Source organism: Paenibacillus sp. N22P23 (genome assembly GCF_059383735.1).
Window position 1 is genome coordinate 82,220 of record NZ_JBXENT010000014.1, and the last position, 15,016, is coordinate 97,235.

The 15,016-nt window shown below is 52.1% G+C and carries 10 protein-coding genes; 3 read left to right on the plus strand and 7 right to left on the minus strand.

Going from position 1 to position 15,016, the window contains the following annotated elements; all coding sequences use genetic code 11:
* Positions 1 to 12 precede the first annotated feature (12 nt).
* The 4 genes from AC506A_RS29300 to AC506A_RS29315 form a co-directional block, all read right to left on the minus strand.
* Positions 13 to 1,344 (minus strand): MFS transporter, encoded by a 1,332-nt coding sequence (locus AC506A_RS29300; RefSeq protein WP_495464551.1) that lies wholly within the window; start codon positions 1,342 to 1,344, stop codon positions 13 to 15.
* A gap of 155 nt (positions 1,345 to 1,499) precedes the next feature.
* Positions 1,500 to 2,045: a hypothetical protein gene (locus AC506A_RS29305; RefSeq protein WP_495464552.1), complete on the minus strand. Its 546-nt coding sequence runs from the start codon at positions 2,043 to 2,045 to the stop codon at positions 1,500 to 1,502.
* Between the two features lie 157 nt (positions 2,046 to 2,202).
* Positions 2,203 to 2,622 carry a DUF350 domain-containing protein gene (locus AC506A_RS29310; RefSeq protein ID WP_495464553.1) on the minus strand — a complete coding sequence of 140 codons (420 nt, stop codon included), beginning with the start codon at positions 2,620 to 2,622 and terminating at the stop codon, positions 2,203 to 2,205.
* Positions 2,623 to 2,640: 18 nt separating this feature from the next.
* Positions 2,641 to 5,007, minus strand: coding sequence for an endonuclease MutS2 (locus tag AC506A_RS29315; protein ID WP_495464554.1), 2,367 nt, complete (start codon positions 5,005 to 5,007; stop codon positions 2,641 to 2,643).
* Between the two features lie 220 nt (positions 5,008 to 5,227).
* Between AC506A_RS29315 and AC506A_RS29320 the strand changes: the two genes are divergently transcribed.
* The 3 genes from AC506A_RS29320 (at position 5,228) to AC506A_RS29330 (ending at position 7,004) form a co-directional block, all read left to right on the plus strand.
* Entirely contained in the window at positions 5,228 to 5,581 is a 354-nt protein-coding gene (locus AC506A_RS29320; protein ID WP_112880474.1) for a phage holin family protein, read from the plus strand.
* Positions 5,582 to 5,682: 101 nt separating this feature from the next.
* Complete coding sequence (locus tag AC506A_RS29325; RefSeq protein ID WP_495464555.1) at positions 5,683 to 6,072, plus strand: cupredoxin domain-containing protein; 390 nt, start codon at positions 5,683 to 5,685, stop codon at positions 6,070 to 6,072.
* Between the two features lie 251 nt (positions 6,073 to 6,323).
* Positions 6,324 to 7,004, plus strand: coding sequence for an SDR family NAD(P)-dependent oxidoreductase (locus tag AC506A_RS29330; RefSeq protein WP_495464556.1), 681 nt, complete (start codon positions 6,324 to 6,326; stop codon positions 7,002 to 7,004).
* A gap of 81 nt (positions 7,005 to 7,085) precedes the next feature.
* Here the strand turns inward: AC506A_RS29330 and AC506A_RS29335 are convergent, their stop codons facing one another.
* From AC506A_RS29335 to pheS, 3 genes are all read right to left on the minus strand, one after another.
* Positions 7,086 to 10,742, minus strand: coding sequence for a hypothetical protein (locus tag AC506A_RS29335; RefSeq protein WP_495464557.1), 3,657 nt, complete (start codon positions 10,740 to 10,742; stop codon positions 7,086 to 7,088).
* A gap of 199 nt (positions 10,743 to 10,941) precedes the next feature.
* Positions 10,942 to 13,386, minus strand: a complete 2,445-nt coding sequence (gene pheT / locus AC506A_RS29340; RefSeq protein ID WP_495464558.1) for a phenylalanine--tRNA ligase subunit beta — start codon at positions 13,384 to 13,386, stop codon at positions 10,942 to 10,944.
* Between the two features lie 16 nt (positions 13,387 to 13,402).
* The gene (gene pheS, locus AC506A_RS29345; protein ID WP_495464559.1) at positions 13,403 to 14,434 is read right to left on the minus strand and encodes a phenylalanine--tRNA ligase subunit alpha; all 1,032 of its coding nucleotides are present in this window, start codon (positions 14,432 to 14,434) and stop codon (positions 13,403 to 13,405) included.
* Between the last annotated feature and the right edge of the window lie 582 nt (positions 14,435 to 15,016).

Genomic DNA, 15,016 nt, shown 5'->3' on the forward strand with positions numbered 1-15,016 from the left:
TACCTTCCATTGTCAGCCTCGCGATGAGGCTCGTTCATGATTGCCATTCACCCTCCCCAGCACGGAACGCATCAGCCACCAGCCCACAACCGGAAAAGCTCCTACGATCAGCATTAATGATGGAACTACATAAGGGGAACGGTTAATATACGGTAAAATAAGCAAATAAGAAGTCACTCCGATGATCCGGCCAACGGTTAAACCGGCCTCGCGAAGAATGACATACTCCTCCCGCTGCCTCGCGCTGTCCTCATCACTGCCGATGAGGTCAAATACAGCCGAGGTCATCGGAATGATATATAACGGCATGAAGAGCGCCGTACCTAGACCCCATATAAGCAGCGTTTGATAGCTAATCGGCCAGAACAATACGCCAATAATGGCCGTAATCGCGACGGCTCCGATCAGCATCGCCACTCGTCTTCGATTCGGCTTCAACAGACGTCCGATCAGCCAGAAGCTCACTAATGCAACGAGCGAGGTAATCAGCGAGAAATTGCCAAGCTTTCCTTCATTCTTGGTTGCGATATAGACGAGCAGACCAATCAAGAACATAAATACGCCTTCGCGCACCCCTTGCGAAATAATCGAGGGAACCGCATAACGCCAAGGGTTACCTCGCTCTTTGAGCACACGCAGTCCTTGAAACCACTCGTACTTCCCACTGGATTCACGTTTCTTCAGCCAGAAGCTAAGGACAACTGCAACGGCAAAGATAATCGAGGATACGGTGAAAATAATGCTGTAGCCTCGTTCCCCGCTGTTAGCTGTAATCAGCCAGCCCGAGATCCAAGGCGCTATGATGCCCGCGCCTGAGCCAAGCAGACCTGCCCAGCCATTGAATCGGTCCCGATTGCCGGGCTCCGTAATTTCGAAGTAAACAACATTAAAGGCGAGCCAGAAGCAGCCGTTGCCGATCCCAATCAACACGCCAAGCGGGACAATATACGTAATCGCAGATTTTCCCAGCATCAATACGACAAAATAGAAAACTCCGGACAGCGCGACGCCGAGCCGGAGGCTGTTCATTTTGTTATGCTCCTTCACCCATTTGCCAGCCAGCCAGAACGTTAGTCCGCTTACAATAAACTGCGTAAAATTAAACCAGCCGATTAAAGCGAAGGATTGGCTCGCTTTCCATAGATAAACCGGCAGAAACGTGCCGGATAACGCATTCGCTGTGCCGAGCAGTGCCTGGACGGCGAGCAGCAAAATCGCTTGGCTGTCCAAAGCGCGGCTGTCATAATCACGTTTGCTGCCTCCACTTGAAACCGTCCGCAGTTTCTCCTGGGATTTTCCCGCGAACCAGCGTGATTGCACGGCATGTTTGCCTTGCTCCAACATAATCCCTCCCGCCTGCTGCATGATGTAGTTGCAGCTTTCTAGGCGTAAGGTGCCCCCATTAGAGACCTAACATGCCGGAAAAGGCTTAATTACAATAAGTTCCCATTCGGCGCACTACGGTTCGCAGCATTTTCTCAGCGCATTTCAATCCAATGCTAGTCTTCCAGATCGACTGCTTTAGTCAGCAGGTGAACCAACCGCTCTTGATCTTGTACCGACAGACGGTTCTGCGTATGGAAGCAGGACGGACATACATACAGCTGCAGTTGGAACGGTGTCGAAACAATGGTTTCTCCGAGCGCAGCAGGCGTTCTTGGTTTAAACTGCTCTTGCGTGATGATTTGTGTGCCGGCCTCAAGCATGAACTCCCGGCAGGAAGGGCATTCCGGCGCTTCCAACTGTTCATCCAGAATTCGCGCCATCGTTTCTTCAAGCGCAAGCTGATCTCGGTTATAAGGCCTTAGATCAGACAGATCGCGGGTTTCATCTTCCATCCAGCTGCCGTCCTCATCCAGATCCACTTCTTCCATCTCATCGTCCAGTTCTTCGTCTGGCTCTGCGCCGCCTAGCGTCAACGTCCGGTAGCCTGACAATTCATTATCGCAGTGTGGACAATTACGCTCCGGACCGATTTCTTCGTCCCATACGATTTCAGTGTGGCACCATGGACAGATTGGCTGTTCATCATTTTTCTCGCTCATGCCGATACCTTCTTTCTATTTCGCAATTATTGTAGTAAATAAAAGATGCCAAAAATAACAAATAACGCTGCTAATGCAAACAAAGTTCCCCATAAATATTTCATCGGTCGAGCCTCCGAGCAGTTATTGAGTGTCGTGTTCGTTCATGAATTGCGTGTTAGGCAACCGTTGCACCAATGACATAAGAAAGCGAGACCGAAATAATCATGGCAATGAAACCAACCGCACGATTGTCCTTCTCAATTTCTTCATCAATTCGAAAAACAGGTGTCAGAAATTCAAATAATAAATAGGCAGCAATAAGCAGTGCGAAGCCATACGTCGCCCACACCAAGCTATGATACACACCTTCATTCGCTTCGATGGAGAAACGGAACAGGTTGCAAATCCCGAAGATTTTGCCACCTGTCGCCATCGCCACTGCCAGATTGCCGCGTTTAATTTCTTGCCAGCATTTATAACGGGTTACAAATTCAAATAAATACAAGAAAACAAGCAAAGCCAGCACCGTCACCGAAACATATGCAAGCGAGGCTGCAAAATGATTGCTGAGCAATTCGTCGATTTCATGTTCCATATCGAAGTCCCACCCGTCTTACTTAAGTTCCGCTACCGTTACGCCAGAGCCGCCTTCACCATATTTACCGAGGCGATAGCTCTTCACATGCTTATGCCTGCGAAGGAAATCGCTGATGCCCGAACGCAAAATACCTGTTCCGTTGCCGTGGATGATATAAACCTGCCCGAATCCAGCCAAGAACGATTCATCGAGGAATCGGTCTACCTCCAGCATCGCTTCTTCCAAATTCGTACCGCGCAAATCAAGTTCAGAGCGAACATTCTCATCGCGAGTTCGTTTGAGGCTTGCTGCAATCTTGGGTTGCTGCGTCTTGCCGGATTCCGCACGCTTCATCAGCTCCAAGTCGCTTAACGCGACTTTCATCTTAAGTATGCCTAACTGAACAAGCGCATCATTGCCGTTAACCTCTACAACGTGGCCGCGCTGGCCAAGGCTGTACACCGTAACCTCATCGCCGCTTTCAATCCGCTGCGGCTTGCTCGATTTCGTCTGCTGGCCTTTCGCCGACTTGCTCTTCTCAGGAGTTGCTTCATCAAGCTTACGCCGCGCTTCAGTCAGTTTATGATCCTTAACTGCTGCGCCTTCTTCTTGTGCCAATTTGCGCAGGTCCGCAATAATCTGCTCAGCTTCACGTTTCGCCTTCAGCATGACTTCGCGTGCTTCGTCTTGTGCCTTTGCCAGCAGCTTCTCTCTCTGCTCCTCGAACTTCTGCCGTTCACTCTCGTGACGGGTACGCTCCATTTCAAGCTCTTTGCGAAGTGCCTCTGCGGTAGTTCGCTCTGCCTCGGCCCCGATGCGATTCTCTTCTAATGAGGCAATCATCGTTTCAACGCGTACATCTTCTTCACTGACCTCGCCCCGCGCATGATCGATGATGCCCCGCTGCAGGCCAAGACGCTCGGCAATTGCGAAAGCGTTGCTTCGCCCTGGCACCCCGATCAGTAAGCGATAGGTCGGGCTAAGTGTCGCAATATCAAACTCCATACTCGCATTGATGACACCTTTGCGGTTATAGGCGTAAGCTTTCAGTTCACTGTAGTGCGTTGTTGCCACGATACGGCAGCCAAGCTTGTGCATGTGCTCCAGAATTGCGATGGCAAGTGCTGATCCTTCAGCGGGATCCGTACCCGCACCAAGCTCATCAAGCAGAACAAGACTCTTTGGCGTCATATTTTTAAGAATGCGGATGATATTCGTTAGATGACTGGAGAACGTACTTAAATTCTGCTCGATGCTTTGTTCATCGCCGATATCCGCATACAACGCGTCAAATACGCATAACTGACTGCCGTCTTCAGCCGGAACAAACAAACCGGACATCGCCATAAGGCTAAGCAGGCCGATTGTTTTCAATGACACCGTTTTACCGCCTGTATTCGGACCGGTTACGATAATCGTCGTATAATCATTGCCGAGCTCAACATCGATCGGAACGACATGCTCGCGATCGATCAGTGGATGGCGGCCGCGGCGAAGCTTGAAGTAGCCACGATCATTCATGCCAGGCATCGTAGCACCCATCACATGGGCAAGACGAGCTTTGGCAAAGGCAAAATCCAGAAGACCTAACAGGTCCAGATCAAGCAGTAAATCATCGGCGTATTCTGCCGTCAGCGCTGTTAATTTTTGAAGGATTTTCTCAATTTCGCGCTCTTCAGCCAAACGAAGCTCTCGCAGCTTATTGTTGAGCACAACAACCGCTTCGGGCTCAATAAATAACGTTGCCCCGGAACCGGATTGATCGTGAATAATACCGCCGAAGCTGCCGCGGTATTCTTGCTTCACGGGAATAACATAGCGGTCATTTCGGATCGTAATGATGGTTTCCTGCAGCATCTTCTGTACGGACGAAGAGCGAATCATGCTTTCAAGCTTCTCCCTCACACGGCCTTCGCCGCTGCGAAGCTCTCTGCGAATAGATGCAAGTTCCACACTCGCGCTGTCCATTACCTCAGCCTGATCATCAATGCATAGCAAGATTGCATCTTCCAGCGATTTATGTTCCGTTAACTGCTCAACCGTAGCGGCAAGCAGCGGGATTGGATGATCATCGTGCAGGCCCTGTACATGTCGCTTCAGGCGACGAGAACCTCTTACCGTCTCGGCGATTTCGAGCAGTTCGGCCGGATTCAGCGTTCCGCCGATCCGTGAGCGAAGCAGCGAAGGTCTAATGTCGGCAATGCCTCCGAAAGGAGCGCTTCCTTTAAGTCGATCCGCTTTGTAAGCTTCATCCGTCACTTGCAGCGCATGCTTCACATCTTCTAGGTCAGAGCTGGGATGAAGCGCATCCACGACTGATTTACCCAGCGCAGTTGCTGCATGCTGTCCTAATTTATATACAATTTTGGCATAGTCTAGTGTTTGTAATATTTTCTTGTCCAAGCGAGAACACTCCTCTCGTTTCCTATTATAGCCGAACAACGCGGCGTATGCCACGATCCTGAGCTTACATGAATGGCAGATGCAAAAAAGGAAACAATACCTCTACACGAGAAGGTAAGCTTCTCCGAACACTGGCCAATGCTTTTGATCCATGCGCTTATTCGCGCTCAAGTGTGGTCAGGAGGCTTTTGTCAAAAAACTTTGTAGGAGGTTTTTCACTATGCATTTCCTGGGTCACGTGGTCAGATTCATTGTATCAGCGATCGTGTTAATGATTGTCGGCTATATTGTACCTCAATTTAGCGTCGGCGGATTCTGGAGCGCGCTCTTCCTGGCGCTTGTCATCGCGGCTTTAGGCTGGATCGTCGAGGGCATCTTCGGCAAACGTGTCTCGCCATTCGGTCGAGGCATCGTCGGTTTCTTGGCCAGTGCTCTTGTTATCTGGGTCGCGCAGTTCATTGTTGGCGGCGTTTCCGTCACCTGGCTGGGAGCTATCCTGGCCGCGCTGGTGATCGGGATCATCGACTTGTTCATTCCGGTCAGCACGCCGTATGAAGCAGGACGAGAGCACTAAGCAACTGACAAGCATTCAACAGATCGTCACAGTAATTTTATTCCGGTAACGGTATACTAGAGGAGTTCATAACTATCCGATTCATGAAGGAGCGTTCTCTGGTGAAAAAATTACTGCTCATGTCCTTTATGCTTGTTGCAGCCGTACTCGTTTTAGCCGCATGCGGTTCGAAAAATTCCGACACTAACAATGCAGATTCCGGTGTTGAAGAAACCGGTGCAGCTGCTTCTGCAAGCATCGTAATCAAAGCTTCCCGTTTCGAGTTCGATCAGCCGGTCTATAAGATCAAGAAAGGCGAACCGACTCAAATTACGCTGGAATCCGAAGACGGCGTTCACAACATGGAAGTACCCGACCTCAATAACTTGACGGTTAACAGTGGTAAACCGAAAGTCGTCACGATTAATGATGCAGGGGAATACGAATTCCATTGCGACATTATGTGCGGCACCGGCCATTCCAAAATGATTGCCAAAATTGTCGTCGAGTAATCCAGCATGCTTATCATAGCAAGCAATAACCCGTTCAGTATCATCTGGACGGGTTATTTATGTTCTGCGATGTATTCCAATATTTAATACACTCTATCAGGAATACTAATCAAGGTTGTTTTTGAAGCCGCTTTATGGAATATATCCGTTTCACTGTTAGCATCGTATAAGAAAGACTTATAGCTGCGCTATTCCTATAGTCCCATGTTGTTTGCTACGATGTTGACAACGATACGAAGAGGGTGGACTACATGAGAACAGTGGATGGACGAGTGGTACTAATAACAGGTGCGGGCACAGGGCTTGGCCGAGCGACTGCGATCGATTTTGCACGTGAAGGGGCTCAAGTTGTACTCCTCGGCCGGCGCCAAGGGAAACTGGAGGAAACAGCTGCTCTCATCGAGGAGGTTCGTCCAGGCAGCAATGCGCTCGTTATTGCATGTGACATTGCCAGCGGCGAGGCCGTACAATCCGCAGTCAATCAAGCGTTAGCATCATTCGGACGCGTAGATATCCTTATTAATAATGCTGCAGCTTTAGAGCCCGGACGAGTCATTGAACTCACATCTGAAGAGTGGGCTACTCAAATCAGCATTAATCTGACAGGTCCTTTTCTCATGACCAATGCCTTGCTGCCTTCCATGCGTGAAGCGCGATATGGTCGTATCATTAATATCACGTCCGGTTTGGCGTCAAACGGAGCCGGCGGATATGCCGCATACAGTGCATCCAAAGCAGGCTTGGAATCGCTCACGCGGACAACCGCGGACGAGGAGCATGAATACGGCATTCTCGTGAATGCTTTTAATCCCGGAACAATCCGTTCGGAGATGCATGCAACAGGCAAGGATCCGCATCAAGTAACCGGTGATTTGCTTCGTTTGGCCGCATTACCATCTGATGGTGCAACCGGATCGATTGTTGTTTATTAAACGACAAGAGGGCTGTGCTGCTCGCTTGGTTTCCTAAGAAACCGGCGTGCAGCATAGCCCTCTTCTACTTTATTCGACAAACTAACTGTCAGCGAGAAGTTCAATCCATTCATTGTACTCCGTCTGAAGCTTCGAGTATTCAATCTTGAGCTTACCGTGCTCGATCTGAAGCTGATCATGGGTCGCCTGCAGCTGATTGGCTTCGGAAAGCGATGTTTCAAGCTCTTCAAGTCTTGCGCTAACCTGCTTGGCTTGCGCCTTCGCCTTCTCAGCTTCTTCCTCGCTCAGCAGTAGCTGCTCCAGCAAGCCTGCTTCCGCTTCGGCATGGGCAGCAGCTTGCTGCTTGGCCAGCGTAATCTCCGAGTCAGCTGCATGCACTTGATCCATCAGCTTCACACTGGCTTCGTCCGCGATCCGTTCCGCTTCGGCCATTTGCTGGCGAGCTTCGCGCATCAAGTCAGCCGCGCGATCTTCCGCCGCTTGCAGGCGATCTGAAAGCTGCTCGTTACGCTCCTCAAGCTGCTTCGCTTCACGCATAATACGCTCATGCTGTTCTTCCAGCATCAATTGCCCCAGCTGACTATCTTCCACTGCCTGCTGCGCTGCCTTCAGTTCGCTGCGAAGTACATCCAGCTGCTCTTCCTGCTGCTGAAGCGCTGCACTGCGACGGCTGTCCTTCTGCTGCTGCTCGGTAAGCCAATGCTCCGCTTGCTCCGCTCTGCTCTCATGTTCACGAAGTTCCTGCTCAAGACGTGCAGCCTTAGAGCGGAGTGCTTCACCTTCTTCTAACGCTTCCAGCTCAAGCAATTCGGCTTTCTCTTGTTCCAGGGCAAGCTGATCTTGCATGGAACGAAGCTCCTTACGCATCTCATCAAGCTGCGCAGCGAGCAGATCGCGCTCTTGCTGCCACGCGTTCTCGCGGTTCTGCTGTTCCGCTGTCAGTGAGAGATAGCGACTCTCAGCTTCTGCGCGTATAGCTTCAAACTCCCGCTTGTAGGCAGCTGTGATGGAAGATGCTTCCGCTTCGCCTTCTTGAAGCGCCTGATCAAGCAGCAGTTGTGCGGTTGCTCGCTCCTGCTCGAGCAATGCAGCTGCGGCAGCCTGCTCCCGCTCCAAGAGGGCGGCGGCTTGCGCTTGTGCCTGTTCGAGCTCTTCGCGAGCAGCTTGGCTCTGTTGTGCCAGCTTCAACTCGGCTGCGGCGGCTTGCTCCGCAGCTCGCTCGGCCTCGCCGCGCATCCGTTCTAAGCGCTCGCGAGCAACCTGACGAATGCGCTCCACATCGGCCTCTGCTGCAATACGCACCTGCTCGATCCGAGCTTGCATTTCCAACCGTGTCTCTTCCAGTTGTCCTGCCGCCGCTTCTGCGGTTGCTTCCTGCAGTGAGCGTTCTTTCTGCAGCTCTTCTTGATGAATGGCATGCAGCTGTTTAAGTTCGACTGCTGTATATTCTCGCTCCTGGTCAAGCTCTGCTTGCGCGGTTTCACGCACTTGCTCCAGCTGCGCTTCCATGGCGAATTTCGTGCGTTCTAGCTCTTCGCGCGCTTCGATAACAGCCAGCGACTGCGCTTCTATTTCCAGCTCCAGCGTAATCTGCAGTTCTTCAAGCTCTGTGCGATGCGAGTCGCGCAATTGCGCAAGCTTAGCTTCCGCAGCTTCGAGCTCACTTGCCAGCTTCGCTTCCACTGCTTCAAGCTCACTAGCCAGCTTCGCAACCGCAGCTTCCTTCTCAGCAAGCAATTGTGCTTCTGCGGCTTCGTGCTCGCTTACCAGCTTCGCTTCCACTGCTTCAAGTTCACTAGCCAGTGCAGCTGCTGCTGACTCACGTTCAGCTTGCAGATTCGCTTCTGCGGCTGCGCGCTCGCTTGCCAGTTTCGCTTCCACAGCTTCGAGTTCACTAGTCAGCACTGCTTCCATTGCTTCAAGTTCACTTGCCAGCTTTGCTGCTGCTGCCTCGCGTTCAGCTAGCAGATTCGCTTCTGCGGCTGCGCGATCACTTGCCAGTTTCGCTTCCACTGCCTCGAGTTCACTAGTCAGCGCTGCTTCCATTGCTACAAGTTCACTAGACAGCTTAGCCGCTGCTGCCTCGCGCTCAGCTAGCAGATTCGCTTCAGCGGTAGCGCGCTCACTTGCCAATTTCGCTTCTGCGGCATGAATCGTTTGCTCCATCCGGCCTTGCAATGTCGAGCTGACCAGCTCCAGCTCTTCATGCGCCGCTTCCTGCTCACGATCGAATTCTTCCTGCAATTGCTCAAGTGCTTTGCGCGAAGCTTCTCTGACTGCTTCCAGTTCGGCTGCGAGCTCTGTGCTTACGCGCTCCAACTCCGCTTGTGAAGCGGCTTGCTCACTTTCACGCTCAGCGGTGAGTTCCACCCAAACCCGCTCAAGTTCTGCTTGCGATGCATCCAGTTCACGTGAATGCTTCGCTTCCAGCTCTGTTCTCACGTGCGTAAACTCAGCGCGCGCTGCTTCCAGCTCACTTGTTAATTTCGCCGCCCATTCCGCAGTCACACGTGTAAGCTCCTCTTGCGCTGCTTCCTGCTCAAACGAAATCTCTGCCTTAAGTTCCGCTCTAGTACGTTCAAGCTCCTCCAGAGAAGCGACTTGCTCGCTTTCTAGTTTCGCGGTCAATTCCTGTTGAACTCGAGCCAGCTCCGACTGAGCAGCAGCTTGCTCGCTTTCCAGCTTCACTGTCAGTTCCTGTTGAACTCGGGCAAGCTCCGCTTGCGCTGCTGCTTGCTCACTTTCCAGCTTCGCAGACAGCTCCTGTTGGACTCGGGCCAACTCTGCTTGAGCTGCGACTTGCTCGCTTTCATGCTCTTCTTGCATTAAAGTCAGCTCGAAACGCGCTGTCTCTTGTATTTCTTCACGTTCAGCAATTAGCTCCGCTCTTAACCGCTCCAGCTCAGCTCGCGCTTCCGCTTGCTCACGCGCAAGCTCCGCTTTCAATCGCTCGATCTCTGCTCGCGAAACCTCTTGCTCTCTTTCGCGCTCCGCCTGCATGCGCACTTGCTCCGCCAGCGCGGCTTCCTGCTCGCTCGCCAGCTTCGCTTCCGCTGCGCCAATCGCTTGCTCCAAGCGCCCCTGCAGCATCGCGCTTGTCTGCTCCAGCTCCTCGCGCGCCGCCTCGATTGCCGCTTCCGCTTCTTCCTGCTCCGCGACTAGCGCCGCCTCCGCACTCGCTCGCTCCGCAGCCAGCGCCGCTTCCGCACTTGCACGCTCCACCGCCAGCGACGCCTCCGCATTCGCCCGCTCCACCGCTAGCGCCGCCTCCGCACTTGCACGCTCCGCAGCCAGCTCCGCCTCCAGCGTCGCTTCTGCATTCGCCAGCGCCGCAGCCAGCGCCGCCTCCGCACTCGCCCGCTCCGCGACTAGCGCTGCTTCCGCATTCGCCAGCGCCGCCTCCGAGCTCACCCGCTCAGCGTCGAGCTGACCGTGCAGCGTATCCACGATCAGTTTCACCTGCTCCAGTTCCGCTACGGCCGCTTTACGGCGCTCCTCGGTTTCGTGCATCCGTTCATTTTCGACACGCAATCTAAAAACATCTTCAGCCATATGTACTGCAGCAAGCATAGCGATCTTAGGCACATCCAGTCGTGGATAGCCCTTAGCCAGCTTATTCATATTCTCGTCAACAAGCGCTGCAATGCGCTTGATATAGTCAGGGTTATTGTGACCAGCTAATTTGAATTGGTTTCCAAATATATCAACGGTTACACGTGTCCGATCGGCAGCGTTCATGAGGGCATGTCCTCCTATAGGTTCAAGGGTGAAAAATGAGTTCAATGCGACAATCGTTGCCTTCTTCCACTTCTAAAGCATTCCGGGCAAGCCTTGCTGTACAAGCTTTTCCATGCCGATAATCCAGCAAAATAGAATAAAGCCGCACCGAGATTTGTTCGCAAGGAACTAATTCGATGCGGCAAAGGTCAACTCCTGCCTATTTACGCAATTCCGCTGCAAAAGATTGTTCCAATTTTGTTACAACCTCTGCATGACGCTCTGTTACTTCTTCGTCCGTCAAAGTACGCTCCGCATGACGGTACACGAGTGAAAGCGCGACGCTCTTCTTATCAGCGCCCAGCTTCTCTCCGGTAAAGATATCAAAGATACGAACCGACTCCAGCAACGCACCTGCTGTTTCTTGAACAGCATCGATCAGCTTGCCCGCTGCAACGTCGCGGCTGAGCACAACTGCGATATCGCGCTCCATAGCCGGGTAACGAGGCAGAGCCTTATATACGATGTCAAAATCAGCAGCGGCATAAAGCGGCGCCAGCTCGATTTCGAGCACATACGTGTCAGCCAGATCATGATCAATCTGTGTAGTCGGGTGCAATTGGCCTAGGTAGCCGATTGTTTGTGCACCGCGTTCGCCTTGGAATACAACCGCTGCCGTACGGCCCGGGTGCATATGCTCCGGCTGAGCTGCTTCATAACTAATCGAGCCGCTAACGCCAAGCACTTCAACCAACGTTTCAAGAATGCCTTTCAAATCGTAGAAATCGTATGCTTCTGCTTTACGGTTCCACTCTGTCACATTACGATTGCCAGTCAATAGAACGGCAAGACGGTGTTTCTCATGAGGCAAACGAGTAAGTGCCTCTTCATCCGTATGGAAGACGCTGCCGATCTCGAAGATCGCTACATCGTCGTTTTTGCGATTCCGGTTGTACGCGGCTGTTTCCAGCAATTGCGGAAGCAAGCTGGTACGCAATACACTGCGGTCTTCGCTCATTGGAAGCGCCAGTCGAACTGGGAACAAATCCGCTCCAGCTAGAGCCGGGAACAACTTCGTCCGATCTGGATGGGTAAAGGAGTAGCTGATTACCTCGTGAAGGCCGGCATCCGTCAGACGTTTGCGCAGCTCGCGGCGAATCGCCTGCGGCTTTGTCAAAGCACCCGGTGTTGCAGCGCCTTCGATTGCCGTTGTCGGGATATTGTCATAACCGAACAAACGCGCTACCTCTTCAATCAAATCGACATCGCGAGTAATGTCACCGCGTCTGGATGGAACACTTACAGTAAATACCCCATCAGTCGACAATTCAAACGGGAATTGCAGACGGCCAAAAATCGTTTCGATTTCGAGCTTCACGAGCTCTGTTCCGAGGTAACGGTTGATTTTGTCGATGGATACGCTGATTACCGCATCCTTCGGCTGTTCGGTCAGTTCTTCCACGATGCCCTCAGGCACATGGCCGCTTGCATATTTCGCCATTAGCGAAGCCGCGCGATCAAGTGCAGGTATAACACGTGCCGGGTCAACGCCTTTCTCGAAACGAACGCTCGATTCCGAACGCAAGCCAACTTGACGCGAGGTTTTGCGAATTGTACCGCCATCAAAGCGAGCCGATTCCAGCAAAATATTAACCGTCGAAGCGGTTACTTCGGAGTTTGCGCCGCCCATAACGCCTGCAAGTGCCAGAGGTTCTTTACCGTTTGTGATAACCAGCATATGAGGCTCAAGCTTGCGGTCTTGACCGTCAAGCGTAGTCAATACTTCGCCTTCGTTAGCCATACGTACAACGATGCGGCCGCCTTCGACTTTATCCGCGTCGAAAGCGTGCAGCGGTTGGCCGTACTCCAGCATGACGAAATTCGTGATATCAACTACGTTGCTGATCGGACGAATGCCCGCAGCCATCAGACGATTCTGCATCCACTGCGGAGAAGGACCGATTTGTACGCCTTTAATATAACGCGCCGAGTAGTGCGAGCATTGTTCTTTCGCTTCGATGCGAACGGATACATAGGCGGACGTTTGCTCTACCGAGTCGTTTACACGGTTGTCCGGCAGCGTTACGCTGCGGCCTGTCAATGCACCGATTTCATAGGCAACACCCAGCATGCTTAGGCAGTCCGAACGATTTGGCGTCAAATCAAGCTCCAGCACCTCATCATCGATAGCGAGCACATCCAGAATGGAAGCGCCGATCGGCGTACCTTCCGGCAGCACGAGAATGCCTTCTTGCTGATCTTTAGGCAGAAGCTTCTCGTTCAGACCAAGCTCCTTCGCTGAACAGATCATTCCTTGGGATTCTACACCGCGCAGTTTCGCACGTTTAATTGCAAAATCCCCCGGCAATACGGCGCCGATCGTTGCAACCGGAACAAGCTGTCCTGCAGCTACGTTCTTAGCACCGCATACGATTTGCAGCACTTCCGGGCCGCCTACGTCGAGCGTACAAACGCTCAGCTTATCGGCATCGGGATGCTTTTCGCGTGTCAGCACATGACCGACAACTACGCCTGTAACACCTTTGTTGCGGGATTCCACGACATCGATTTCAATGCCTCCGCTTGTCATGAGCTCTGCCAGCTGATCGCCGGTATAGCCGTTTAACTCGATATATTCACTCAACCATTTATAAGATACGTTCATCGTTTTTGCCTCCTTCTCACATTCGGACAAACTGGCTCAGGAAGCGCAGATCGTTCGTATAAAAATGACGGATGTCGTCAATGCCGTATTTCAGCAGCGCAATTCGTTCTACGCCCATACCGAATGCGAAGCCGCTGACTTCATTCGGATCGTAGCCGCCCATCTCAAGCACGCGCGGGTGAACCATGCCGCAGCCCAAAATTTCGAGCCAGCCAGTTTGCTTGCACATCCGGCAGCCATGACCGCCACATTGTACGCAAGTGACATCAACCTCTGCGCTTGGCTCCGTGAATGGGAAGAAGCTCGGACGAAGACGGATTTGTGCTTGCTTGCCGAACATCAGCTGTACGAATTGAAGCAAAGTGCCTTTAAGATCGCTCATACGGATATTGGGTCCGATAACGAGTCCTTCGATTTGATTGAACTGGAACGAATGCGTTGCATCATCATCATCGCGGCGATAAACTTTACCCGGGCAAATGACTTTAACCGGTTTGCCGTTCATGGCTTTCATGGTGCGAACCTGTACCGGCGAAGTGTGCGTACGCATAAGAATGTCGTCCGTGACATAGAACGAATCCTGCATATCGCGAGCAGGGTGATCTTTCGGCAGATTCAGCGCTTCGAAGTTATAGTAGTCGGATTCGACCTCTGGACCTTCAGCGATTGTGTACCCTAGACCGATGAACACATCCTCGATTTCTTGCGCTACTTTATTAAGCGGATGAATCGCGCCAGCGGATTGTTTCTTGCCTGGCAGCGTAACATCAATCGTTTCCGCGCGAAGGCGGTTCGCCGTTTCGGCTTCTTGGAACATCGCTTGCTTTGTTTCAATGACTTCCTCAATAGCGGCGCGTACTTCGTTACCAACTTGACCGATAACCGGACGCTCTTCAGCACTCAGGGAACCCATGCCGCGGAGAATTTCCGTCAGCGCGCCTTTCTTGCCCAGATATTTGACACGCAGATCATTCAATTGCTGCGGACCGTCAACCTGCTGCAGCTCCTGCAGCGCCTCGACCCGCAATGCTTCCAAACGCTCTTTCATTCCATCCAGCCCCTTCTTTAACCAAATCACATTTCTGAAAACAAAAAAACGGCTCCTTCTCCCCGTAAGGGACGAAAGAACCGTGTTACCACCCTAATTCAAACTGCCACAGCCTGCAAATAGGCGGGGCAATTCCTCAAAGTCCGAATATCGGCCGGAACCCGGTACTCCCTACCTTGTGCGGCAATAACAGCCGTACACCTTCAAGAGTCTGCTCGGAAGGGAACTTCGGCAGCCTGATTTCCTAAAGACGCTCTCAATCTGCGGCGTCTTCTCCCTGTCAAGAAAGCACTGCGTACTCTTCTTCCTCATCGCGTTAACGTATATAACGTATATTATACAAAGTTTCAATGGTGTTTCGCAAGGGCGGATTGCCCTCCCGCCGTTCAAGCTTTTTCTCCGCATTCCGAATGCTCCTAAGCCGCCTCTTCGCTCTCGGTTTAACCTGATTTCACTTCCGCTGCAGCTGAGAGTTCGATTTTGCGACTCTCAACTGCAAAACCGCCGGATTTCTCCTCTGAGAGTTCGAAATTCGGACTCTCAGTCAACAAACTAACCCCATTTCAGACTCCTCCGCAGCTG